Genomic DNA, 24091 nt, shown 5'->3' with positions numbered 1-24091 from the left:
AGGTTTCATAACTACTTTATCAAAAAGTAGCGATAAAATACCGTCGTATTTTATCTGACTTTATCTTAGTATGATTTCGGCTAGATAATAGCAGTGAATTAACGTGGCTCCTCGCACAATTTCGAGTGAAGCCACAAATTCGATGCTTACCCGGCCATGTAGGTCCGTGGGTACGGACGGAACCTGTGTGTTGCCACCTGCTTTGACTAACTAACAATCATGAGTGCTGATGTAACAGTTAAAACTGGCGCCAATGTCATTAAGTCATATCGAAAAAAGTCAGCCGATTGATTCAAAACACACGATAAGTCAAAAATAAATCAAAGAAAACATTAATGTTTGATAAAAAAATGAATGAAACGCCAAGTGAATTTTAGGTTAAAAGTCAGCTAAATTGGCGTCAAAACCGCCTCAATTCCACGTGTCCCTTGCGTTTAGCCAAAAACTGTGATATGATAACCATTGTAGATATTTCGGAAGGGAGTGAGCAGTGATGCTCACTCTTTTTATTGGAAAAATGGTATTGGAGGTCAAAGATTGGATAACGTCGTAGACATTGTTACGGCTCTGGCAGCGCCGATTGTTGAGGGTCACCAGTTTGAGTTGGTGGACGTTGAGTTCGTGCGCGAGGGTAAAAGTTGGTATTTGCGGCTCTATATCGACAAACCCGGTGGAATTACGATCGACGAATGTGCGTTGGTGAGTGACGAGTTGAGTGAAAAGCTTGATTCAATCGATCCTGATCCAATTCCCCAGGCCTACTTCTTGGAAGTGTCCTCACCTGGTGCTGAACGGCCGTTGAAAAAAGAAGCCGATTATCAACGGGCATTGAACCACTACGTTCACGTCTCACTGTACCAAAAAGTGTCTGGCGAAAAGGCCTTTGAAGGCTTCTTAAGAGCGGTGGACACGGATGAGTTAGCCTTAGAAGTGAACCTGAAGGGCCGCATCAAGACCCTAACCATTCCAAGAAAAAACGTTGCCAAAGCAAGATTAGCAATTAAGTTTTAGGCGCTAAAAGGAGACTACTAGTAATGAGTAAAGAACTATTGAGTGCCCTGAGTACTCTCGAAACTGAGAAGGGCATCAAAAAAGAAATCGTGATCGACGCGTTAACGGCGGCCTTAACCTCCGCTTACAAGCGGAACTACGGTCAAGCTCAAAACGTTGATGTTGAATTTGATCAACGTAAGGGTGACGTTCACGTCTTCGCTGTTAAGAAGGTTGTGGATCAAGTGTATGATTCACGGTTGGAAGTCAGCTTAGATGACGCGTTAAACGTGAGTCGTGGTTACGAACTTGGCGATGATATCAAGTTTGAAGTAACGCCAAAGAACTTTGGCCGAATTGCTGCTCAAACTGCCAAGCAAGTGATCATGCAACGGGTTCGGGAAGCTGAACGGTCTCTGATTTTTGATCAATACAGCCAGTATGAAAATGAAATCATCACTGGGGAAGTTGAACGTCAGGATAACCGGTTCGTTTACGTCAGTCTTGGAAATGTCGAAGCCGTTATGGCGCGTCAAGACCAGATGCCAAACGAAGTTTACCGGATGCACGATCACATCAAGGTTTACGTGACTCGAGTTGAGAACGCTGCTAAGGGCCCACAGGTCTTTGTTAGCCGAACCGACTCTGGGTTATTGAAGCGTTTGTTTGAACAAGAAATTCCGGAAATCTACGATGGAACTGTCGAGATTATGTCAATTGCACGGGAAGCTGGCGATCGCGCGAAGGTTGCCGTTCGTTCTAACAACAGCGATGTTGATCCTGTCGGGACCAGTGTTGGGCCTCGTGGGCAACGGGTTCAAGCCATTGTGTCTGAACTTGGTGGCGAAAACATGGACATCGTTGAATGGACTGATGACGAAGCAGCCTTTATCGCCAATGCGTTAAATCCAGCCGAAGTCATTGATGTGATTTTCGATGAAAACAACGAACGGGCCTGCACGGTGATCGTTCCTGATTACCAATTATCATTAGCAATCGGTAAGCGGGGTCAAAACGCTCGGTTAGCTGCAAAGCTAACGGGTTACAAGATCGACATTAAGTCAGAATCAGAAGCTGAAGCAACGCTTGGTCAACAAGCTGCACCAGCAGCCGATGATGCCACTGATGATGTGGCCGAAACGGTTGATGATGAAATCGTTGCCGATGACGTACCCGTAACGGATGACGCTGAAGTTGCTGCTGATGAAGCTGCAAGCGATGCTGATGTCGAAGCAAGTGCCGATGATGAAGCCGAATCAGCTGATTTGACTGATGAGGACGATTCAACCGAAGCCTAAGGAGGAATTTGACGATGAAAAAACGAAAGATTCCAATGCGCAAGGACATCGTAACTGGTGAAATGGCGCCAAAGAAGGAACTGGTTCGGATCGTTCGCGACAAGGAAGACAACGTGTCGATTGATCCTACTGGTAAGAAGTCTGGCCGTGGCGCCTACATCTCACTAAACGTTGAGACGGCTAAGCGTGCTCAGAAAGAAAAGACGTTCGACAAGGTGTTTGAAACCAAGGTTGACCCGCAGTTTTACGAGGACTTGGTCGCCTACGTTGATCACCAACAAGCACGTCGCGAGTTGTTTAACAATGAAAACGCCTAAAGAAGCGTTTTTACAGCTACTCGGGTTAGCAAGACGCGCCAACCAATTAGAGACCGGTGAGAACCTCGTGCTCAAAGCAATTCGGAATCAAAAGGTGGCGGCGGTCATTCTGGCGAGTGACGCAGGTCAAGCAAGTGCCAAAAAGTTACGTGATAAGGCAGCGTTTTACCACGTTGACTTTATTGAATCATTTACCAAAAATGAACTGAGCCAAGCAACGGGAATGAACCGTTCTGCGTATGGTGTGAAAGATCCTGGGTTTGCTAGAAAGTTACTGGAGCTAGTCAATACCGAAGGAGAGTGAAGATATGGGCAAAAAGCGAATTTACGAATTGGCTAAAGAACTTAACGTGTCGAGTAAAACGATTATCGATAAGGCCCAAGAAAAGGGGTTTGATGTGAAAAATCATATGTCATCATTAGGAAATAACGAAGAACGTCAATTACGCGAAGCATTTGGCAACAAAGGTGCTGGGAGCGCAAAGTCAACGGGACGTTCACAATCGTCTAATAACAACCATTCAAGTAGTAACAACCGTTCTCAAAGTAATGGCAGTAACCATTCAAGTAACGGTAATCGGTCACAGAGTAGTAACGGTGGCAACCGGTCACAAAACAGCCGGCCACAAGGCAACCACTCTCAAAACCACTCAACGAGTAACAACGGCAACCGCTCAAACAACGGTAACGGTCAAGCACGCTCAAACGGCGGGCAAAACCGGAGCCAATCATCAAGCAACCACTCAAACAGCAACGGGAGCAACAACAACCGGAGTCGCAGCAACAACAACGGCTCAAGCTCAAACGGGTCAGGTCGTTTCGGTGGCAGTTTGAACAATGGCGGCGGTCGTAACGGTGGTGGCCGCAACAACCGCAACAACAATAACCGGCGTCGGAACAATAACAACAAGAAGTACAACAAGAAGAACGCCCGGATCAAGGAAACCAACAAGCCAAAGGGTGCCCCAGAACGGAAGAACAAGGCGTTACCAGAAGTCTTGAACTACTCCGTTGGGATGAACGCCCAAGACTTAGGGAAGATCTTGCACCGTGAACCAGCTGAAATCGTCAAGAAGTTATTCATGCTTGGTGTGATGGTTAACCAAAACCAATCACTAGACAAGGATACGATTGAGATTTTGGCTTCTGAATACGGCATCGAAGCAGCTGAAAAGGTTGAAGTTGACGTTTCAGATATCGACAAGTTCTTTGAAGAAGAAGCCAACAACACGGATCACCTTGAAGATCGGCCACCAGTTGTGACGATCATGGGTCACGTTGACCATGGTAAGACGACACTGTTGGACCACTTACGTCACTCACACATTACTGCGGGTGAAGCCGGTGGGATCACGCAAGCGATTGGGGCTTACCAATTGAAGCACGAAGGCAAGACCATTACCTTCTTGGATACCCCAGGACACGCGGCCTTTACCGAAATGCGGGCGCGTGGTGCTGACATTACCGATATTACGATTTTAGTTGTCGCAGCCGATGACGGTGTGATGCCACAAACTATCGAAGCCATTAACCATGCGAAGGCGGCGGAAACGCCAATCATCGTTGCGGTTAACAAGATCGATAAACCAGGGGCTAACCCGAACCACGTTATGGAACAATTGACCGAATACGGTTTGATTCCTGAAGACTGGGGCGGCGACACCATCTTCGTTCAGATTTCGGCGAAGTTTGGCAAGAACATCGATGAACTGCTCGACATGATCTTACTTCAATCCGAAGTGTTGGAATTGAAGGCTAACCCACAACAAAACGCTGCTGGGTCAGTCATCGAAGCCAAGTTGGATCAAGGTAAGGGTTCCGTTGCAACCTTGTTAGTCCAACAAGGGACGATGCACGTTGGGGATCCAATCGTGGTTGGGAACACCTTCGGGAAAGTCCGGACCATGGAAAACGAACTTGGTAAAGAAATCAAGGTCGCAACGCCATCAACCCCAGTTGAAATTACCGGGTTAAGTGACGTGCCAGAAGCCGGCGATCGGTTCGTGGTCTTTGACGACGAAAAGACGGCGCGGGCAGCTGGTGAAGAACGGGCTAAGAACGCCTTAATGGAAGAACGACGCTCAAAGAACACCGTTACGCTGGACAACCTCTTTGATACCATGAAAGAGGGCGAAATCAAGGAAGTTGAAGTTATTATCAAGGCTGACGTCCAAGGTTCCGTTGAAGCATTGGCTAACAGTTTGAACAAGATCGAAGTTGAAGGCGTTCGGGTGAACATCATCCATACTGCCGTTGGGGCCATTAACGAAAGTGATGTGACCTTGGCCGAAGCAAGTAACGCCATCATCATCGGGTTCAACGTTCGCCCAACGCCACAAGCTAAAGCGCAAGCCGAACAAGACCAAGTCGACATTCGGTTGCACCGGGTCATTTACAACGCAATTGATGAAATCGAACACGCGATGAAGGGTAAGTTGGAACCAACTTACGAAGAAGAAGTGATCGGTCAAGTTGAAGTTCGTGAAATCTTCAAGGCATCTAAGATTGGGACGATTGCCGGTGGGATGGTCATTGAAGGCCACGTTTCCAACGACAGTGACGTTCGTTTGATCCGCGATAGCGTCGTGATTTATGAAGGTAAGCTCGGTAGCTTGAAGCGGTTCAAGGATGACGTTAAGGATGTTAAGCAAGGCCATGAGCTTGGGTTAACAATCGAAAACTACAACGACATCAAGGTAGGCGACGTGATCGAAGCCTACGTCATGAAAGAAGTGCCAATCGAGTAAGCCGGTTGGTTATTAAACTGAAGGTGGTGAAACCATGGCACATTATCGTGTAGGACGACTGGAACAAGAGATTCAAAGGGAAGTTAACGATATCTTATTGAAGCGGGTTCGTGATCCTCGAGTTCAAGGTATCACAGTTACCGGGGTCACTGTCACTGGTGACCTTCAGCAGGCAACGATTTACTACAGTATCTTATCTGATCTCGCTTCGGATGGTGAAAAGGCCGAAGCTGGCTTAACTAAGGCAACTGGCCTGATTCGAAGTGAATTAGGGTCGCGTTTAAACATTTACAAGGCACCTGAACTATTCTTCGAACGAGACGAATCAGTTAAATACGGGAGTCACATTGACGAGTTGTTGAACAAGTTACATCAACAAGAATCAGATCGTTAATTAATCATCAGGGCTGAGGACAAGACGCAAGTTTTGACTCAGCCTTTTTGTGTTCAAGCTATGATATACTTGAGCGTGAGACTTTAATCAGAATGGAGCGGTTAGTCATGATGGATGGCATTATCCCACTATATAAAGAACGTGGACTTTCAAGTCACGACTGTGTGAACCACTTGCGCAAATTATTGCACATGAAAAAAATTGGACACTCGGGGACGCTGGATCCGACCGTTGACGGGGTCTTGCCGATCTGTGTTGGCAGTGCCACGAAAGTCGTTGATTATTTAATGACGCACCGAAAAGTGTATCGGGGGAGTGTGACGTTAGGCTACGCCACTGAAACGGAAGATCTGGAAGGTGCAGAAGTGGCCCGAAAAGCTATCGAAGAGCCGTTTACGGATGATCAGATCGATGCGGTGCTCCAGAGCATGGTTGGCGAATTAAAGCAGATTCCGCCAATGTTTTCGGCCGTTAAGGTTAATGGCCGGAAGTTGTACCAGTATGCCTTGGCCGGTGAAGAAGTTGAACGACCAGTTCGGGTTGTTCAAATCAACGATTTTCGGCGGTTAGGGGCCAGTCGTTACGATGCAGCTGCTCAAACTCAGACGGTCGATTTTGAAGTGAGTTGTTCGAAGGGGACTTACGTACGGACCTTGGCAGTCGAAGTTGGGGAGCAACTCGGGGTGCCTGCAGTAATGTCGTCACTAACGCGCCACGAAAGCGGGGGCTTTACCCTCGAGGAAGCCTTTTCTCTAGACCAAGTTCGGGAAATGTATGCTAACGATGATTTTAGCTTTTTGTATCCGCTGGATCGCGCACTCCCCGATTATCCGCAGGTTGAGTTGACCGATGAGGTTTGGGAAGTTGTCCAGCATGGTGTCTGGCTATTGCAAGACGAAGTGGGCTTGGATGCGCCAATCATTGCGTTACGTTATCAGAATCAAACCAAGTGTTTGTATAAGTTAGTGGATCATAAATACAAACCACTCAAAATGTTTAGTACAAAGTAGAAAGTTGGGACGAGATTATGCAAGTCATTCAGATTCACCATCCGATGGCGCCGGACCAACCCTTGGACCAACCAGTCGTGTTGGCCATGGGCTTCTTTGACGGCGTTCACCGGGGGCATCAAGCCGTGATTAACCGGGCGAGAGCCATTGCGCAGGAACGGGGCATCGCGTTAGCTGTGTTAACGTACGACCACCATCCAGCGCTCGTATATCAACCGATGACGGCAACGAGTAACCGCTATTTAACGGTAAACACGCGTAAAATGGCGTTGTTTGAACAGTTAGGCGTTGAAATCGTCTATCAGGTCAGCTTTACTAGCCAGTTTGCGGCTTTAAAACCACAGGAATTCGTTGACCAGTATTTGGTTAAATTCCACCCAGAAGTTGTTGTGGCTGGGTTCGACCACACTTATGGGCCGAAGGATGTTGCCACGATGGACCGGTTAGCAGAATTTGCTCAGGGCCGGTTTGAAATCGAAACCGTGGGTAAGGCTGAGGATCAGGATAAAAAGATCAGTTCAACTCGCATTCGTCGGAATTTGGACGACGGTGACATTCAAACGGTTAATGAGTTATTGGGGTACCGGTACCGGACTAGTGGCACCGTGATGCATGGTGAGGCCCGTGGGCGGACATTAGGGTTCCCAACGGCCAATGTGAGTCAGGAACCGCATTATTGGTTGCCAGGTATCGGCGTGTACGTTACCCGGCTAAAAATTGGTGATAAGTGGCATTTGGCGATGACCTCGGTTGGCCACAACGTAACGTTTGGTGAAGGCCGTCCCGTGACGGTGGAGGCTAATCTGCTTAATTTTCATGAAGCCATTTATGGTGAAGTCGTGGATGTTGAGTGGTTGTATAAGCTACGTGGCGAAGTTAAATTTGAATCAGTTGAGGACTTAATTGCGCAACTTAAGCAGGATGCGATGGCAACACAACGGTATTTTGACGCCCATAAAAACGACAAATTAGCACTCGATTAATTTAATTGCTAAAAATTGCGGCGGAATACTTGACTTAAAAAACCGACTTTGATACATTATATATGTGTCTTAGCACTTGGATAACATGAGTGCTAAAAAAGAGGTGATGATCACGTTAACGGATAGACAGAAGATGATTTTAAAGGCGATTGTCCGCGACTACACGAGTAGCGGGGTACCGGTAGGGTCTAAGGCCCTAGCTAGTCAACTCCCAATGCGCGTGAGTTCGGCGACCGTCCGGAATGAAATGGCGGCATTGGAAGAACTCGGTTTGATTACCAAGACGCACTCTTCTTCTGGTCGGATCCCTTCAGTGAAGGGGTATCGTTACTATGTCGATCATTTAGTTCAACCAGATCCAATCAAGTCTAACGATATTGATTTAATCAAGTCATCGTTAGACGGCCAGTTCCTCAAAATTGATGAGATCATTGAAACATCGGCTAAGATTTTGTCCAACCTGACTTCCTATACAGCCTTTACGTTGAAACCAGAACTAAAGGAGAGCCGCTTAAGCGGATTTCGGTTAGTGCCGCTGGGACAACGCCAAGTGATGGCAGTGCTGGTGACGGATAACGGCGACGTTGAGTCACAGACGTTCAACATTACGCCGGATGTTACCGGAGAGCAGTTGGAGTCGGTGGTTCGGCTCATTAATGATCAACTGGTGGGCAAGCCACTGAACGAAGTGCTACAGGATCTTCAAACGAAGATTCCGTTGCAGGTCGTTCAGTATCTTCAAAGTCCAGATGGCTTCTTGAAGATTTTTGGCAACGTCCTTACCAAAGCCGCGCAGGAGCGTTTCTACGTTGGCGGACGGTTGAATCTATTGAACTTTTCGGATAGTAGCGACGTTGATGAACTCAAATCGCTGTATACGTTGATGGATCGAACGGATGACATGGCCAGTGTGCTGGGTCAGCCGTCGGATCACATTCAAGTGAAGATCGGCAATGAGATCACAAACGACATCTTGAAGGATTACAGTTTAATTACTGCAACCTACGAGGTTGGCCCGCATGGTAAGGGTGTTATCGCCCTGCTTGGACCGACCCGGATGCCGTACTCACGAATGATCGGGTTAGTAGGGGCCTTTCGACAGGAACTTGCGAAGCGGTTAATTGATTATTATCGATATTTTGATCAGTAGTAAAGGGGTGTTATGTGTGGCTCAAGACGAAGCAAACAAACAGTCGAAAGAAGCAGCAAAGGCCAGTGATTCAGCCGCAACTGAAGCTGAATCAACTGCAAAAGCTGATGCAACTCAAGCGGATCCTTCAGCACAAGCAACGGCGTCAGATTCGACGACCGATGCCACTAAACCGGCTGATGATGCGCTTCAAGCAGCGTTAACTCAAGTAGCTGATTTGAAGCAACAGTTAGACAAAACTTCAGATCAGTACTTGCGAGCAGAAGCTGAGATCAAGAACATCCAGGCGCGTAACAAGAAGGATCAAGCGGCGTTATCAAAGTATGATGGGCAACAATTAGCTCATGATATTTTGCCAGTCCTTGATAACCTTGAACGCGCAATGGCAATCTCCGTTGAAGGTGAACAGGGCGAATCCCTCAAGAAGGGGATCGAGATGGTGCAACAGCATTTGACCGAAGCCCTCACCCGCAACGGTGTCAGTGAGATCAAGGCTGAAGGCGAGAAGTTCGATCCGAACTTCCACCAAGCTGTTCAAACTGTTCCGGCCGAAAACGATGACCAACAAGACCACGTTGCACAGGTCTTGCAAAAGGGTTATCAGTTTAAGGATCGGGTATTGCGGCCAGCAATGGTCGTTGTTGCCCAGTAGCAACCAATCAAAAAAGCATAAATTCTAAGAAGAAGGTAAATCATACATGGCAAGTAATAAGATTATCGGTATTGACTTAGGGACGACGAACTCTGCAGTAGCTGTTCTTGAAGGTAGCGAACCTAAAATCATTCCAAACCCAGAAGGTGGTCGGACAACGCCATCAGTTGTTGCATTTAAAGATGGCAAACCATCAGTTGGTGAAGTTGCTAAGCGTCAAGCAATCACGAACCCGAACACGGTTTCTTCAATTAAGAGTCACATGGGCGAAGCCGGTTACAAGGTTAACATTGAAGGCAAGGATTACACGCCACAACAAATCTCAGCAATGATCTTACAGTACATCAAAGGTTTCGCTGAAGATTACATTGGCGACGAAGTCACCCAAGCGGTTATCACCGTGCCAGCTTACTTTGATGACGCTCAACGTCAAGCGACTAAGGATGCCGGTAAGATTGCTGGTTTGGACGTTAAGCGGATCATCAACGAACCAACTGCTTCATCATTAGCATACGGCTTGGACAAGCAAGATTCTGACGAAAAGATCTTGGTTTATGACCTTGGTGGTGGGACCTTTGACGTTTCCGTTCTTGACTTAGGCGACGGCGTCTTCGAAGTGCTCTCAACCAACGGTGATACGCACCTTGGTGGGGATGACTTTGATAAGACCATCATGAACTGGTTGATCGATCAATTTAAGTCAGCTAACGGCATCGACTTGTCAAAGGACAAGATGGCGATGCAACGGTTGAAGGAAGCTGCTGAAAAGGCCAAGAAGGACTTGTCAGGGGTTACCGAAGCCCAAATCAGCTTGCCATTTATCTCTGCTGGTGAAGCCGGCCCATTGCATTTGGAAGAAACGTTAACGCGTGCCAAATTCAACGAATTGACTTCTGACTTAGTTGAACGTACTCGGATCCCAGTTGAAAACGCCTTGAAGGATGCCGGCTTATCAGCTAGCGACTTAGACGTTGTCATCTTAAACGGTGGTTCAACTCGGATTCCAGCCGTTCAAGAAGCCGTTAAGAAGTGGACTGGTAAGGAACCAAGCCACTCAATCAACCCTGATGAAGCCGTTGCCTTAGGTGCCGCTGTTCAAGGTGGGGTCTTAACTGGTGATGTGAAGGACGTTGTGCTCTTGGACGTTACCCCATTGTCATTGGGTATCGAAACCATGGGTGGTGTCTTCACTAAGTTGATTGATCGCAACACGACGATTCCAACCAGCAAGTCACAAGTCTTCAGTACGGCTGCTGATAACCAACCAGCCGTTGATATCCACGTCTTGCAAGGTGAACGGCCAATGGCTGCTGACAACAAGACTTTGGGTAACTTCCAATTAACTGACATTCCTGCCGCACCTCGTGGGGTTCCTCAAATCGAAGTGACCTTCGACATTGACCGGAACGGGATCGTTAACGTTTCCGCTAAGGACAAGGGGACTGGTAAGGAACAAAAGATTACCATCGAAAACAAGGGCTTATCCGACGAAGAAATCGATAAGATGATGAAGGAAGCTCAAGCCAACGAAGAAGCCGACAAGGAACGTAAAGAAGCGGCCGATTTGAAGAACGAAGTTGACCAATTGTTATTCACGGTTGATAAGACCTTGGACGAAGTTAAGGGCAAAGTTTCCGACGACGAAATCCAAAAGGCTAAGGATGCTCGTGATGCCTTGAAGAAGGCCCAAGAGGACAACAACGTTGAAGAAATGAAGACGAAGAAGGACGATTTGAACAAGATCGTTCAAGACCTTTCCGTTAAGCTCTATCAACAAGCGCAACAAGAACAAGCTGCTAACGGCGCTGACGGTGCCGCTGCTGGGGCCGATGGCCAAGCAACTGGTGACAGCAAAGATAGCAAGGATGACGGTCAAACCTTTGACGGTGATTTCTCAGAAGTAGACGACGATAAGGACAAGAAGTAATCGTCCCTACGAATCAACGAACAGGAAGTCAAGGCTCAATCGTGGGCTTTGGCTTTTTGTTTCAGGAAATTTATGCTATCCTAATTAAGACTTGCAACGATTAAAATAAATGGCGTCAAGCGCAATGGAGGTTGAATATGGCTGGCAAGGATTATTATGAAGTGTTAGGGATCGCGAAAGACGCCTCCCAAGCCGACATCAAGAAGGCCTACCGGAAGTTATCAAAGAAGTATCACCCCGATATCAACAAAGCACCCGGGGCGGAAGCGAAGTTTAAGGAAGTTACGGAAGCTTATGAAGTCCTAAGTGACGAACAGAAGCGGTCAAACTACGACCAATACGGTTCTGCCGATGGCCCAGCCGGCTTTGGTGGCGGCGGTGCCGGTGGTGGTTACAGTGACTTTGGTGGCGGCGGTGGCTTCGGCGGTGGTTTCGAAGACATCTTCAGTCAATTCTTCGGTGGCGGAGGCGGCGGTGGCCGTCAGAACCCAAACGCGCCACGGCCTGGACGTGATCTGCAATACCAGATGACGTTGAAGTTCGAAGAAGCGATCTTTGGGAAGAAGACCAAGATCAAGTACAACCGGGAAGCGCAATGTCACACCTGTCATGGTTCCGGTGCTAAGCCGGGGACCACGCCAGAAACCTGCCACAATTGTGGTGGCTCTGGTTACGTGATGAGTGAAACCAACACGCCACTTGGCCGGATGCGGAGCCAACAAGTTTGTCCCGTCTGCCAAGGTACTGGTAAGGAAATCAAGTCGAAGTGCCCAACTTGTGGTGGTTCAGGCCACGAAGAAGAACGGCACGAAGTTGAAGTCAACGTCCCAGCTGGGGTCGATGATGGTCAACAAATGCGTCTTCAAGGTCAAGGTGAAGCCGGCGCTAATGGCGGCTCATACGGTGACTTATTCATTATCTTCAGTGTCCAACCAAGCAAGGTCTTCCAGCGAAATGGTGCCGATATCTACTTGGATAAGGACATCAGCTTCGTTCAAGCTGCAATGGGTGATGAAATCAAAGTCCAAACCGTTCACGGTGATGTGAAGCTGAAGGTGCCAGCTGGTACCCAAACTGGTTCCGTCTTCCGCTTGAAGGGTAAGGGTGCCCCAAGATTACGTGGTAACGGTAACGGTGATCAACGGGTAACCGTCAACATTGTTACCCCTAAGAACCTCAATAAGGCCCAACGGACCGCATTAAAGGATTTTGCGGAAGCTAGCGGTGATAAGGTGGTTCAAGGGAGCAAAAGTAATTTTTTTGACAAGATGAAAGATGCGTTTGATAACTAGATTGTAATTGAACGGGTCAATGACTGTGTCTAAATGAATAGCGCCTAGATTCCTGATTGGGGAATTTAGGCGCTGTTTTTGGTGCTGATTATTAACGCCAGTCACGAAAAAATCAACGATTAATAAACCCATATTAACCACTTAAATACGCTAATTAGCCGTACTTTTTTGAGAGTTGTAAGCGAATTTTTCGGGAAAATCACTAAAATGTTGACTTTTACTTTGCTTTTTTGACAAACTTCGGTTATACTAGCTTCTGCTTAGAAGTGAACTTCTAATTTTTCAAATCTTTCCCCCAGATCATGACCAGGTCTGGGGGTTTTTGTTTATCTTGCGTGATAGAAATGCCGTTAAACCAGCGTAATCAATTGTACATTGCTAGCTGGCTTGGTATAATGATAGGATATGAACTTCGTAGAAAAGGCAGGGATTTAAATGGATCTTGAACAAATGAAAGAACACCAACGGTATATCCGGAACTTCTCGATTGTGGCTCACATTGATCACGGTAAGTCGACTTTAGCTGACCGCATTTTGGAACTGACGGATACGGTGTCAAAGCGTGATATGCAAGATCAACTATTGGATAATATGGACCTGGAACGGGAACGTGGCATCACGATTAAGTTGAACGCCGTGGAATTAACGTATGATGCCAAGGATGGGCACACTTACGAATTTCACTTGATCGACACCCCAGGGCACGTGGACTTTTCTTATGAAGTGTCACGAAGCTTGGCAGCCTGTGAAGGCGCGGTGTTAGTCGTGGATGCTGCGCAAGGGGTCGAAGCCCAAACGTTGGCTAACGTTTACTTGGCCCTTGATGATAATTTGGAAATTTTGCCAATTATCAACAAGATTGATTTGCCATCCGCTGAACCAGAAAAAGTGCGCAAAGAAATTGAAGATGTAATCGGCATCGATGCATCAGAAGCTGTCTTGGCCAGCGCCAAGCAAGGTATCGGCATCCAAGACTTGTTGGAACAAATCGTCCACCAAGTTCCCGCACCAGATGGCGACCTCGAAGCACCATTACGAGCATTGGTCTTTGATTCAATTTACGATGATTACCGTGGCGTTGTGTTAAGCGTCCGGGTATTTGAAGGCACCGTTAAACCGGGCGATAAGATTCGGCTGATGAACAGTGGCTCTGAGTATGAAGTCACTGAAGTTGGGGTGAACTCACCAGGCCCAATCAAGCGCGATATGCTGATGGCGGGTGAAGTTGGTTACATCACGGCCAGCATCAAGGATATTACCGATACCCGAGTGGGTGATACGGTCACCAACGCCGCTCGGCCAGCTGAAAAGGCCCTCCCAGGTTATCGGGAAATGGCGCCAATGGTTTACGCTGGGTTGTATCCAACTGATAACGCTAAATACCAAGATTTGCGTGAAGCGTTGGAGAAGTTGAAGTTAAATGATGCTGCTTTGGAGTTCGAACCCGAATCTTCCCAAGCGTTAGGGTTTGGGTTCCGTTGTGGGTTCTTGGGCATGCTCCACATGGACGTGGTTCAGGAACGACTAGAACGCGAATTTAACCTTGATCTGATTACCACCGCACCTTCCGTTACTTACCGGGCCAACTTGGTTGATGGTACTGTGAAGGAAGTGGAAAACCCATCTGAGATGCCAGAAGTGGCTTCATTAAAGAGCATTGAAGAACCTTATGTCAAGGCCACGGTTATGGCGCCTAACGATTACGTTGGTGCTGTGATGGAACTGTGTCAACGTCGACGGGGCCAATTTGTGACGATGGAATATCTGGATGATTATCGGGTCAACGTCATCTACAAGATGCCGCTGTCTGAAATCATCTTTGACTTCTTCGATAAACTAAAGTCAAACACCAAGGGTTACGCTTCGTTGGATTACGAGTTGGACGATTACCAACAAAGTGATCTGGTTAAAATCGATATCCTGTTGAACGGTGACAAGGTCGATGCTTTGAGCTTTATCTCTCACCGTCAATTCGCCGAGAAGCGGGGTCGTGAGATTGCTGTGAAGCTTAAGGGCATCATCCCACGTCAAAACTTTGAAATTCCAATTCAAGCCGCAATTGGGGCCAAGGTGATCGCACGGACCAACATCCGTGCTTACCGGAAGGACGTTACCGCTAAGATCCATACTGGTGATCCTGACCGTCGTGCGAAGTTGCTGGATAAGCAAAAGCGTGGGAAGGAACGGATGAAGTCGGTTGGGACGGTGGATGTGCCACAAGAAGCCTTCATGGCCGTTCTGCAGACTGATGAGGATGATAACGGCGGTAAATAGGCGTTTATAGTCGGTTTAACCTGTGAAATTTTTGAGAATTTTCTGATTTTCACACTTCTTTCACACGGCAAAAACCACCTTTTCTGGAAATTATGATAACATTTACCGACTACTATCTTAAACTTAAAGAAGACTCACGTTGATAATTAACGTGGGTCTTTTTGATTTACCGCATAAATACTACTAGAGCAGCCATTTCAAAACTAGTAATTATCAAGCACCTAATGACAGAATGATTAACTTATCGTACAATAGGCTTAATTCGAAAAGGAGTGGTGGCCATGCAACAACCCGAAGAACAGTCAAACTCCCCACAACCACACCTAAAAAAGGTGATTGGGGTCTTTGGTGGTAGCAATATTTTAATTGGGATCATGATTGGTTCCGGCATTTTCTATATTGGGTCGTACGTGTTGGAACGGTCCGGAATGTCGATGGGGCTGGCTTTACTGGCCTGGTTGATTGGCGGGATTGTAACGTTGTTGGGAAGCCTGTGTTTCGCTGAATTAGGCGCGATGAATCCCGCAACTGGTGGGATCTACGTTTATTTATCGGAAGCGTACTCACCAATGGTTGGGTACATGTTTAACTTTCAGAGCATGCTGATTGGCGGTCCGGGGTCCATTGCGGCCATTGCGATTGCGTTGCCGTTAGCGCTGAAATCGCTGATTCCGATGAACGGCGTGGTGGTTAAATTGGTGGCAATTGGGCTGATTGTGATCTTTACGCTAATTAACTATTTTGGGGTGGATACCGGTGAACTGGTCCAAAATATTTTTAACGTCCTGAAAGTGTTGCCATTGATTCTAATTATTGTACTGGGCGTTTTCTGGGGCCACTACACACCACGGTGGTCGGTGGTGCAACAGCCTAAAGGCGGGAGTGCCGTTGATTTTATTCAAATGATTGCCTTTGCTGTGATCGCCTCGCTGTGGGCGTACGAGGGGTGGACAAACCTGAATACCGTTGCTGGTGAGATGAAGGAACCGCAAAAGAATTTGCCACGGGCACTGATTTTATCAGTCGGGTTCACTACCGTCGTGTACGTTTTGTTCAACTTGGCCATTTATCGGGCACTACCGTTTGGTCAGATCAACCACGCCATTCAGCACGGCCAGTTGTATTTAGGAACGGCGGTTGCTGAACGATTCTTGGGTCAGTTTGGGACGATTTTGGTAGCGGTTACGATGGCGTTGGCGATGATCAGCTCACTAAATGGGATGATTCTGGCGTTCTCGCGTTACTACTATGCGGCGGCTCAAGACCGGTTGCTGTGGAAGCCATTTGCCCACGTTCATGCTAAATTCCGAACCCCGGATGTGAGTTTGTTTGCCCAAATGTTGATCTCAATCGTGTTAGTTTTGACCCGTGAACTGGATCAATTAACCTCGTTAGTGGTCTTCTCGGGTGCAGTCTTTAACATGCTGTCGATTTTGGCCGTTCCGATGATGCGGCGGCGTCAACCAGATACGCCACGGCCGTACCGAGTTTGGGCTTATCCTTGGACGGTGATTATTGCCACGTTGGCTTTCTTGATAATTCTGGGGAACAACTTTATTGATGATCCGTTGACTTCGGTACTCGGATTAGCAGTGCCAGCTTTGGGGGCGGTTGTTTATTTAGGTTTCCGGCGGTATTATCGGGTGCATTAATGGTTTAGAAAAAATAGCTATTGGGATAATTGATGATGATCAAAATCAGGATTAGACTTCTTAAGAATTTAGGAATTCTAATTCTGATTTTTGTGTCGGGTTCGAAGATCATCAATTTTGGGTGTATCATAAAAGAAAAATCGTCATCAAATCAAAGCCCGTTTGGCATCGTAAACGTACTTTATCCAGAAAGGGAGTACAATCATGAAAGCAATTGTTCTGACAAAACCAGGCAACGCCGATGTTCTAAACTACACTACAGTACCAACGCCAACCGTCAAACCTGGCTGGTCGCTCATTAAAGTGAAAGGTTTCGGAATCAACCGCTCTGAGATTTTTACGCGAAATGGCTGGTCACCATCAGTTAAGTTGCCCCGAATCTTAGGGATTGAGGGTGTCGGCGAGATTGCTGAAACGACGGATGAGACCCGGTTACCCAAAGGGCAAAAAGTGGTCACACTGATGGGTGGCATGGGCCGTAATTTTGATGGGAGTTACGCAGAATTCATGCTGATTCCCAATCAAAACATTTATCCGGTCACAACGGACTTAAGCTGGTCGGACTTGGCCGCGATCCCTGAAACGTATTTTACAGCGTATGGGTCACTGCTCAACTTGAAGTTAACGGCGACGGATACCTTGTTGGTTCGGGGGGCAACCAGTGGTGTTGGTGTGGCGGCTGTTCAACTCGCTAAGGCAATGGCACCGGGAATTACTGTGACAGCAACAACCCGAAACCTAGCGAAGACTGACCGATTGATGGCTGCGGGCTTCGACGCTGTGATTGAAGACCGAAACAATCAATTGCAAACTAACCAACGCTTCAGTAAAATTCTTGAATTGGTCGGTCCGCTGACCATGGTTGATTCGATGAAAGTGCTGACCGAGAGTGGAATCGTTTGTATCACGGGTGAGCTTGGTGGTGTTTGGAGCGTCAAGGATTTTGATCCAATCGCGATGATGACTTCTGGCGCCTACATGACGGTCTTTAGTTCGGATGGGACGTATAATTCGGACGGGGTTTCTGAAGCCAAGTTTAATCAGCTCCTACAAGTCATTGAACAGCATCATTTAAGTGTTTCACCGGTGAAGACTTTCGATTTGGCACATACCGCTGATGCGCAGGCTTACCTTGATGGTTCGGATAGTTTTGGTAAGGTGGTTGTTTTGCCGTAAATTTCTGAGGGAAATGATGAGGTATTTTCAGGTGAATTGCACTGATTCAATTTGGCGTTGAAAGTTAACTACTTAAATAAAACGGGATTGAAATGCTGATGTGTTTAAGCAGTTCAATCCTGTTTTTGGTATGACTGGTTCAATCATTAACGGTTCATCATCCTTGAAATAATCATATAATAATTAAATTTAACTAATGCTATACTGAAATCAAGGGGGCATTAGGATGATTAAGAGATTTAAGGTGCTATTATTTTTGATGGGTTTATTAATTGGCGGTGGTACAATGATTGCTGCTACTGGCACGACTGCTCAAGCCAAAACGTCGCTACGCTATTTTCCGACCGCATTACGGCGAACTTGGTATCATTACGAGGATGGTCACTATAGCCGAATAACTTTTGGGTATAAGCACATGCGAACGACCGATTATTACGATGGTAGCTGGCATCAATATACTACCAAGATTCATGTGCGGAACCTCAACGCAACTCATGTGAGTCATCATCCATCGTGGGTGTTTGCGACCCTGTTGTATGCACATAAGATGCATTGGGTTAATTTGTACGGTTGGAACCAAGGTGCTGGCGATGGTGAGTATTATGGCGTCAAGATTCGTCATTATCGCGGTTACCGCATTCGGACATTAAGCACCGGTGGTGGGGCGTCATTATGGACGAGTGACCATTATTATGCGACTAGAAAAGTTGCCCGAAATTTGGGGACGCATCACTTTAGCGGCGTGCTGTATTATCCGGATTTTTAGTCTGATCAAAGAACTATATTTAAAAATTACTTCAGGAGAGCGATATGAGAAAAGCAGGACAAGTGTTGGGTGTGATCGCTATCGGATTAGGCTTAGGTTTAATTAGTAGTCAGTCAAATGCCGAAGCTGCGTCAACGAATACGACGCCAAAATCAATTCGGGGCATTTGGTATGCGCCACTAAGTAAGAAAAGTTACACGACGATGCAAGTCACAGCGCATGCAGTTAACTATTGGACGGTGAACAGTAAGGGGCATAGAATTAGTGCCAAACACGTGATGCTGTCGAATAGCGCCAAATATCGACACAGTTATAAACGCCTGAGTGTCAAGAAAACAACGGCTTTTTCTAATTCACGGTATTGGTGGCAGATGGTTGATGCCAGTTCTCAACCTGCCGGCGGATTTACGGATGGTTTGGCGTTTTGGACTTATCGTGCAACGGTTCATCATAAAAAGTATCGAGTACTTGGAACGTACCAACGACAATCGTACATTGCAGCATACAGTAAGGTTCGAACGCAACATGATTTTTCTTATACTGCGACGCCAAAGCAGTTTAATTCGTTGGGGATTCGGAAGTGAACCTGCTTTTTGAATTGAAGGCTAATCAAATAAAAACGATCTCTAGAAAAATTCTGGAGATCGTTTTTATCGTATATAAAAGCATAAATTGTTAAAGAAAACAATTTATGCTTTTAGGTGTATTCTTTTTAGTGAAAGTGACGAATTAACGATAAAGCCAAGAGCTAGTTGCCTTATCTACTGTCCAAAAATATCGTGCTGTATTCCTCATGCCATGACCTTTAACAATCCATGCCCAGCTGAGGCCATTGTAACGAGCGTAGATTTTAGTGCCGCGACGCAATGTCCGAGAACCAATGGCGTTAGATTTGTATTCGGGGAAAACGAGATGAATGTGGTATGCTTTGGTGTTCTTTCTTACGCGAACAGGGTGATAATTAATCCAGTAACGTGAATCCGGTTTGGGAAGAGATTGTGCGGATGCAAGCGTGGGGTTAATGGTTAACACGATACCCATTGATAATGCGATAATTCCGGATAATAAACATTTAGATACTTTCATGGTAGTGCCTTCTTAGTTATTAAAATAGGTAGTTATTTATAGTACCAGTTACTTTTGGCGATTAGAAAGAAAGTCCTAGGGTTATGATAATAGACATTCTTTGATTTAACGATCCAGCCACCAGTGCTCATAAGCCAGTGAGATGCATATACGCGAGAACCTTTATGAATATATTTGTAAAAGGTCCATCGGTTATTAGCTTCACAGTTTCCGGTTCGAATTTTATAAACGCGAACGGTTTTTTTAGCAGTTACTAGGTGAGTAGCTTCACGTGCATAATCATTGCCGTTTAGATAGTAACTTGCACTGGCAGTTGTGGATGTGGTAGCCAAGCCGGTAAACATTGAAAATATCGTAATTCCTAAAATGATGCTAATGTGTTTCAAATTCATTGATAACACTTCCAAAAAGTTATTTATAGTTGTTTTTTCGGCATGAATGGCTTCATGTCATGGAGTAGTTATGATGCCGAAGGGGTCATTGAAAACGAAAAAAGACTGATTATTTAAAATGGCTGGCTGGGTAATAGTATGCCGCATAATAATCATAAGGTGGAAGTGGTTGGTACAATAATAAGGCCTTTGAATGATTATGAGTTGTTCGCTTCCAATATGGCCATTCATCACTTGCGTATTGGCCAATATTATAATAGCCCTTACTGTTTCGCTTAGTTACAAATAGTTCGCTATGTCCCATTGCGTAACGAGGAAATTTTGCACCAGAAATCTTTGTCCAGGAGCCATCTTCATTAGGAAAATCGTAGTGATACTTCGTAAAAATCACCCGATCGTAACTACCATCCGAGTTTCTGTGGTACCACTTGCCACGCAATGATACTGGAATTGTTGTGTATGTTTTTGCAGTTGCGTTAACAGTTAAGGTTGTTAAACTAGCACCGAGTGATAGTGCGGTAAGTCCAATCAGTACCGTTTTTTTAAGCGTCATTTCTTAATCTCCCTACAAAATTGAATTGATAAATCCACAGTTACCGTGTTAATAACTTTTTGACACTAACATGGATCAATACCGATCCCCACTAATCCGACAATGCGTATAATGATGCGCCTTAGCATAATGCAACGTTACGTGCCGGACATGATTTTTAGCCCGGTACAAGCCACGACAGTTTCGGTTAAAATGATACCGTTTCCCATAATTTGGTGCGATCCACACCCGCGCAGCTGCGTCAGTGTGAACGGCGGGAATGGTTTCGATGGTGCCTGCGAATGAAAGGGCGGCGAGGCCGACCATTAAAGCTGATTTGATTTTCAAGATAGTGATGCTCCTTAGCTTAAGTTTAGATCGTTATTACGGCCGCGCGTACTGATTACCACGACTAGCCTGCGTTGCGCCGCTTGCGGTAGCTTGGGATTGCGACTCGTACTGGTAGTTACCGGGGTTAGTGACCCGTGAATAGTACTTGTTACTATCAGAAACGTAGACCATGCCAGCTGCGGCAACGTGCCATTGGCCTTCGGTTGTTGCACCGGCAGACTGTTGTGTCGTTGAGGTCGTGTTATGGGTCGAATGAGTTGTTGTCGGATGGCTGTAACTCGATGCGGTTGAACGGTTACTTTGAGCGTTAGTTGTGGTACTCGTAATCGGTTTGGCGTTACTACTACCGGTGTTATAACTGATCTTAATGCCCTCAACGTCGTTAATGACCACAATTTCGGTGTTCACTGTGCCGTCTGAGGACTTGATGTCAACGATCGAACCACGCGGAATCTGTTCGCTACCCTGATAAAGTGGGGTGGTTTCGTAGGCAATCGTGTTTGTGGTATTTGGATGAGCATCCCAGTAATCTTCCGCAGTTTCTTCCGCATAGCGCATACCACCAGATTGGTTAGCACCAACGTTTTGTGGCCGGGTGCCAGTGGTGAAGTTGTACTCAGAGGTGTATGACTTGCTACCTAATAAACTGTCACTGATCGAATGACTTCGGTTGTATAGATAACCGTGATAGGTCCGACCAGTCAAACTATAATTAATCGCCACACGTGGATTTGACGCTGGCCAAGCAGGCGGTTCTAATGGATCACCTTGGCGTGAGCCTTGTGACGACTGGAACTCCGAGTAGGTTAACAACGCTCGAGCGGTTCCGGTACGGCCCTGACTATCAGCGGTAAAATGATAATCACCGGCATGATAATTGCTAAACCCAGTTAAGTGCGCCTTACCGTTCGTCCAATAATAGTTGCTGGTTGGCCCGGCAGATTCACTGTTGGTATAGCTAACTAGTTTAGCCAAAATACTTGCGTGCCGCTGTTGCGTATCAGTTGATGATCGTGACACCGATTGATGATGAGTTGTCGTGGTCGTCGCAACGGTTTTGTGGTGCGTCACCGGCTTTGATGACGAAGGCGATGCAGCTGGTTTACTATGCCGTTTAACTGTTGTTGATTCGGCAGTTTGGGCGTTTGAAGCAGTATGATGATTGGTTGTACCGCTACCGATAAATAATAGAGCGGTCAAAATCCATAAAATGGCAGTCAGTGAACCGAGCCGCATCCCGCGTACGTGCTTTGGCTGCTGTTGAAGTTTAGTGAGTAACCACCAGCCCGTTGCACCGATTCCGGCAATTAGGCAAATGATGGCCAGAAGTGCTAAAAATGTCGACATAAGACTTATTTCCCCTCAATTAGTCAGCTTTTTAGGTCGTCAGAATTTTGGACCGCGCTCCTTTCCCCAAATAATTGGTGGTTGACGTGTAAGCAATGATTTGATGCAATTAAACCATGTAATATCCAGTATTGTATATAAACCTGATCGTGGTTTGCGAAGCTTAACAGATGCACAAGCTCAAACAAAGTGCCAACCAATAACTATTTTAGGAGATTCCTCAGTCGAACACAATATTAGCTGACTATTTTTTTAGAATAAGTTTGAGTCTGAATCTGAATCAGTGTTCACGGTGTCTTTTAACCGATGGCCGTCGCCAAATCTGAATTAGCTAATGAAACCGGGTAATTGGGATGATGTCGGATTACTCGTGCGGTGATTGACTTTTCAAATTAACTTCGTTACATTTGAAGTTGTACACACGGGGAGCAACAATTTTTATTTGGAGGAACTGACATGAAAAAGAATAGTAAAGTCGTTGAGCGGTTATTGATTTCGACGTTGGTACTTGGTGGATTAGTTGTCACGGGGGCAACTGGTGCATCAGCAGACGGAACAGCTAGTTCAGCTGCTGATACGACAAGTAGTCAACCGGCCGCCTCGCAAACTGCGGGGAAGACGGCGGCCAACCAGACGTCGACAACAACGGTTGCTGCTAGCACGAGCAGTGATAGTAGCTCGGCGACCAGCCAAACTAGTGCCGCACCGACTACGGTGTCTAGCGAAAGTAGTGCGACCGGATCATCTGAGTCACAAACCAGTTCAACTGCAACCAGAGATACTCAGCAACAAGCTGACACATCGTTGACGACTGCAACCAAGGTCACTAGTACGATTACGGACACTGCTGGTAACAAATTACCACAGAGTGCCCAGAATCAACTGAAGGATAGTTTGAATCAAGTGACGGTCAGCGATAAGGGAAAATACTCCCTTGCTGATGTGATGCCGGATAAGTTAACGACAACCGATAACGATTATCAATTGAACGGCATTACCATTACGACAACGGCCGGTGCGCAACAACATACTTATCAGATTACTTACAACGCGGATGGCACCGCTAATATCACTATGAGTGATTTAACGAACCCGGATGCTAATCAAACAATTAACAATGTATCAAAAGCCAACGTTGATCTAATTTTGGCAAATGGTCAATTAACGGGCTACGGCCAACCAGGAACAGCGCTTCAAATTGCTTACCTGTATACGTTGCTTGCCAAAACGACTGACCCAACGACGCCAACTGATTCAAATTCAGGGCAGCAAACTGGAATCGTCGATGATTCACCAGTTGCAAGTCGGACTCAGGTTGATGCAACCAGCACCACGTTGCCAACCGAGACGAAGACCAGTACGGATAACGATACGGTTTTACCAACAACCACAACTAAGCCGGCTAAGACGAAAACGTCGACCACGAGTACCGAGAAGGATAATGATACTGTGGTAACCGAAACTGATGGCACCCAAGGCACAGGTAAAGCGACTCGTGCCGAGTTAGTCACCAATGGTCGGGGTGTGGCATCGGTCTCAACACCGATGACGACTCATCGCGCAACCGTTTCGGGTGTTGCTAGCAATGATGTGACAGCGAATGATGCAACTGATAATATGGTAACGACATCAGATGCAACGTTGCCACAAACTAGTGAGCATGAAACGACAGTTGCCCCAGTATTAGGGGCTGTTCTGTTAACCATTGCGAGCTGGCTGGGATTGAGCGCAAAGAAGCATCGTGAAAATTAAAAC

General features: G+C 46.5%; 22 protein-coding genes. 18 read left to right on the top strand and 4 right to left on the bottom strand.

Annotation, left to right across the window (positions count from 1 at the left end; translation table 11 throughout):
• The first annotated feature begins 537 nt into the window (after nt 1-537).
• The 17 genes from rimP (at nt 538) to ACYVR3_RS09445 (ending at nt 19212) form a co-directional block, all read left to right on the top strand.
• Nucleotides 538-1011 carry a ribosome maturation factor RimP gene (rimP, locus tag ACYVR3_RS09525; RefSeq protein WP_461244044.1) on the top strand — a complete coding sequence of 158 codons (474 nt, stop codon included), beginning with the start codon at nt 538-540 and terminating at the stop codon, nt 1009-1011.
• Between the two features lie 23 nt (nt 1012-1034).
• Nucleotides 1035-2288 carry a transcription termination factor NusA gene (nusA, locus tag ACYVR3_RS09520; protein WP_461244043.1) on the top strand — a complete coding sequence of 418 codons (1254 nt, stop codon included), beginning with the start codon at nt 1035-1037 and terminating at the stop codon, nt 2286-2288.
• A gap of 14 nt (nt 2289-2302) precedes the next feature.
• Complete coding sequence (gene rnpM / locus ACYVR3_RS09515; RefSeq protein ID WP_057151724.1) at nt 2303-2605, top strand: RNase P modulator RnpM; 303 nt, start codon at nt 2303-2305, stop codon at nt 2603-2605.
• Nucleotides 2592-2909: a L7Ae/L30e/S12e/Gadd45 family ribosomal protein gene (locus tag ACYVR3_RS09510; RefSeq protein WP_054733578.1), complete on the top strand. Its 318-nt coding sequence runs from the start codon at nt 2592-2594 to the stop codon at nt 2907-2909. Before rnpM ends, ACYVR3_RS09510 begins: the two co-directional genes overlap by 14 nt.
• A gap of 4 nt (nt 2910-2913) precedes the next feature.
• A complete protein-coding gene (infB, locus tag ACYVR3_RS09505) occupies nt 2914-5352 on the top strand; it encodes a translation initiation factor IF-2 (protein ID WP_461244042.1) in 2439 nt (812 codons plus the stop codon).
• Nucleotides 5353-5386: 34 nt separating this feature from the next.
• On the top strand, nt 5387-5746 hold the full coding sequence (gene rbfA / locus ACYVR3_RS09500) for a 30S ribosome-binding factor RbfA (protein ID WP_461244041.1): 360 nt from the start codon (nt 5387-5389) through the stop codon (nt 5744-5746).
• Nucleotides 5747-5856: 110 nt separating this feature from the next.
• Nucleotides 5857-6756 carry a tRNA pseudouridine(55) synthase TruB gene (truB, locus tag ACYVR3_RS09495; protein ID WP_461244047.1) on the top strand — a complete coding sequence of 300 codons (900 nt, stop codon included), beginning with the start codon at nt 5857-5859 and terminating at the stop codon, nt 6754-6756.
• A 17-nt stretch (nt 6757-6773) separates the two neighbouring features.
• On the top strand, nt 6774-7739 hold the full coding sequence (gene ribF, locus ACYVR3_RS09490) for a riboflavin biosynthesis protein RibF (protein ID WP_461244040.1): 966 nt from the start codon (nt 6774-6776) through the stop codon (nt 7737-7739).
• A gap of 106 nt (nt 7740-7845) precedes the next feature.
• The gene (gene hrcA, locus ACYVR3_RS09485) at nt 7846-8889 is read left to right on the top strand and encodes a heat-inducible transcriptional repressor HrcA (RefSeq protein WP_054733588.1); all 1044 of its coding nucleotides are present in this window, start codon (nt 7846-7848) and stop codon (nt 8887-8889) included.
• Between the two features lie 16 nt (nt 8890-8905).
• Nucleotides 8906-9541: a nucleotide exchange factor GrpE gene (gene grpE, locus ACYVR3_RS09480; RefSeq protein ID WP_054733591.1), complete on the top strand. Its 636-nt coding sequence runs from the start codon at nt 8906-8908 to the stop codon at nt 9539-9541.
• A gap of 46 nt (nt 9542-9587) precedes the next feature.
• Nucleotides 9588-11468, top strand: coding sequence for a molecular chaperone DnaK (dnaK, locus tag ACYVR3_RS09475; RefSeq protein WP_054733593.1), 1881 nt, complete (start codon nt 9588-9590; stop codon nt 11466-11468).
• Nucleotides 11469-11605: 137 nt separating this feature from the next.
• The gene (gene dnaJ / locus ACYVR3_RS09470) at nt 11606-12760 is read left to right on the top strand and encodes a molecular chaperone DnaJ (protein WP_054733596.1); all 1155 of its coding nucleotides are present in this window, start codon (nt 11606-11608) and stop codon (nt 12758-12760) included.
• Nucleotides 12761-13195: 435 nt separating this feature from the next.
• Entirely contained in the window at nt 13196-15034 is a 1839-nt protein-coding gene (gene lepA / locus ACYVR3_RS09465) for a translation elongation factor 4 (RefSeq protein ID WP_461244039.1), read from the top strand.
• Nucleotides 15035-15315: 281 nt separating this feature from the next.
• Nucleotides 15316-16686 (top strand): APC family permease, encoded by a 1371-nt coding sequence (locus tag ACYVR3_RS09460; protein WP_461244038.1) that lies wholly within the window; start codon nt 15316-15318, stop codon nt 16684-16686.
• A gap of 204 nt (nt 16687-16890) precedes the next feature.
• On the top strand, nt 16891-17862 hold the full coding sequence (locus ACYVR3_RS09455; RefSeq protein ID WP_461244037.1) for an alcohol dehydrogenase catalytic domain-containing protein: 972 nt from the start codon (nt 16891-16893) through the stop codon (nt 17860-17862).
• 226 nt (nt 17863-18088) lie between these two features.
• A complete protein-coding gene (locus ACYVR3_RS09450; protein WP_461244036.1) occupies nt 18089-18628 on the top strand; it encodes a hypothetical protein in 540 nt (179 codons plus the stop codon).
• A 44-nt stretch (nt 18629-18672) separates the two neighbouring features.
• The gene (locus ACYVR3_RS09445; RefSeq protein WP_461244035.1) at nt 18673-19212 is read left to right on the top strand and encodes a hypothetical protein; all 540 of its coding nucleotides are present in this window, start codon (nt 18673-18675) and stop codon (nt 19210-19212) included.
• 145 nt (nt 19213-19357) lie between these two features.
• Here the strand turns inward: ACYVR3_RS09445 and ACYVR3_RS09440 are convergent, their stop codons facing one another.
• The 4 genes from ACYVR3_RS09440 to ACYVR3_RS09425 form a co-directional block, all read right to left on the bottom strand.
• Nucleotides 19358-19714 carry a hypothetical protein gene (locus ACYVR3_RS09440; RefSeq protein WP_461244034.1) on the bottom strand — a complete coding sequence of 119 codons (357 nt, stop codon included), beginning with the start codon at nt 19712-19714 and terminating at the stop codon, nt 19358-19360.
• Nucleotides 19715-20215: 501 nt separating this feature from the next.
• Nucleotides 20216-20659: a hypothetical protein gene (locus ACYVR3_RS09435; protein ID WP_461244033.1), complete on the bottom strand. Its 444-nt coding sequence runs from the start codon at nt 20657-20659 to the stop codon at nt 20216-20218.
• 75 nt (nt 20660-20734) lie between these two features.
• Nucleotides 20735-20986 carry a hypothetical protein gene (locus ACYVR3_RS09430; protein WP_054736637.1) on the bottom strand — a complete coding sequence of 84 codons (252 nt, stop codon included), beginning with the start codon at nt 20984-20986 and terminating at the stop codon, nt 20735-20737.
• Nucleotides 20987-21022: 36 nt separating this feature from the next.
• On the bottom strand, nt 21023-22336 hold the full coding sequence (locus ACYVR3_RS09425; protein WP_461244032.1) for a DNA/RNA non-specific endonuclease: 1314 nt from the start codon (nt 22334-22336) through the stop codon (nt 21023-21025).
• 456 nt (nt 22337-22792) lie between these two features.
• Here ACYVR3_RS09425 and ACYVR3_RS09420 point away from each other — a divergent pair, with 456 nt between their 5' ends.
• Entirely contained in the window at nt 22793-24088 is a 1296-nt protein-coding gene (locus ACYVR3_RS09420) for an LPXTG cell wall anchor domain-containing protein (RefSeq protein ID WP_461244031.1), read from the top strand.
• The last annotated feature ends 3 nt before the right edge of the window (nt 24089-24091 follow it).

Source organism: Secundilactobacillus muriivasis (assembly GCF_054785195.1).
Note: the sequence above shows the minus strand (reverse complement) of the source record. Positions and strands in the feature narration are given on the sequence as shown.

Excerpts from the sequence above, each read along its gene's own strand:
- nusA (WP_461244043.1), top strand. The coding sequence starts at position 1,035 with ATGAGTAAAGAACTATTGAGTGCCCTGAGTACTCTCGAAACTGAGAAG.
- rnpM (WP_057151724.1), top strand. The coding sequence starts at position 2,303 with ATGAAAAAACGAAAGATTCCAATGCGCAAGGACATCGTAACTGGTGAA.
- ACYVR3_RS09510 (WP_054733578.1), top strand. The coding sequence starts at position 2,592 with ATGAAAACGCCTAAAGAAGCGTTTTTACAGCTACTCGGGTTAGCAAGA.
- infB (WP_461244042.1), top strand. The coding sequence starts at position 2,914 with ATGGGCAAAAAGCGAATTTACGAATTGGCTAAAGAACTTAACGTGTCG.
- rbfA (WP_461244041.1), top strand. The coding sequence starts at position 5,387 with ATGGCACATTATCGTGTAGGACGACTGGAACAAGAGATTCAAAGGGAA.
- truB (WP_461244047.1), top strand. The coding sequence starts at position 5,857 with ATGGATGGCATTATCCCACTATATAAAGAACGTGGACTTTCAAGTCAC.
- ribF (WP_461244040.1), top strand. The coding sequence starts at position 6,774 with ATGCAAGTCATTCAGATTCACCATCCGATGGCGCCGGACCAACCCTTG.
- hrcA (WP_054733588.1), top strand. The coding sequence starts at position 7,846 with ATGATCACGTTAACGGATAGACAGAAGATGATTTTAAAGGCGATTGTC.
- dnaK (WP_054733593.1), top strand. The coding sequence starts at position 9,588 with ATGGCAAGTAATAAGATTATCGGTATTGACTTAGGGACGACGAACTCT.
- dnaJ (WP_054733596.1), top strand. The coding sequence starts at position 11,606 with ATGGCTGGCAAGGATTATTATGAAGTGTTAGGGATCGCGAAAGACGCC.
- lepA (WP_461244039.1), top strand. The coding sequence starts at position 13,196 with ATGGATCTTGAACAAATGAAAGAACACCAACGGTATATCCGGAACTTC.
- ACYVR3_RS09460 (WP_461244038.1), top strand. The coding sequence starts at position 15,316 with ATGCAACAACCCGAAGAACAGTCAAACTCCCCACAACCACACCTAAAA.
- ACYVR3_RS09455 (WP_461244037.1), top strand. The coding sequence starts at position 16,891 with ATGAAAGCAATTGTTCTGACAAAACCAGGCAACGCCGATGTTCTAAAC.
- ACYVR3_RS09450 (WP_461244036.1), top strand. The coding sequence starts at position 18,089 with ATGATTAAGAGATTTAAGGTGCTATTATTTTTGATGGGTTTATTAATT.
- ACYVR3_RS09445 (WP_461244035.1), top strand. The coding sequence starts at position 18,673 with ATGAGAAAAGCAGGACAAGTGTTGGGTGTGATCGCTATCGGATTAGGC.
- ACYVR3_RS09440 (WP_461244034.1), bottom strand. The coding sequence starts at position 19,714 with ATGAAAGTATCTAAATGTTTATTATCCGGAATTATCGCATTATCAATG.
- ACYVR3_RS09435 (WP_461244033.1), bottom strand. The coding sequence starts at position 20,659 with ATGACGCTTAAAAAAACGGTACTGATTGGACTTACCGCACTATCACTC.
- ACYVR3_RS09425 (WP_461244032.1), bottom strand. The coding sequence starts at position 22,336 with ATGTCGACATTTTTAGCACTTCTGGCCATCATTTGCCTAATTGCCGGA.
- ACYVR3_RS09420 (WP_461244031.1), top strand. The coding sequence starts at position 22,793 with ATGAAAAAGAATAGTAAAGTCGTTGAGCGGTTATTGATTTCGACGTTG.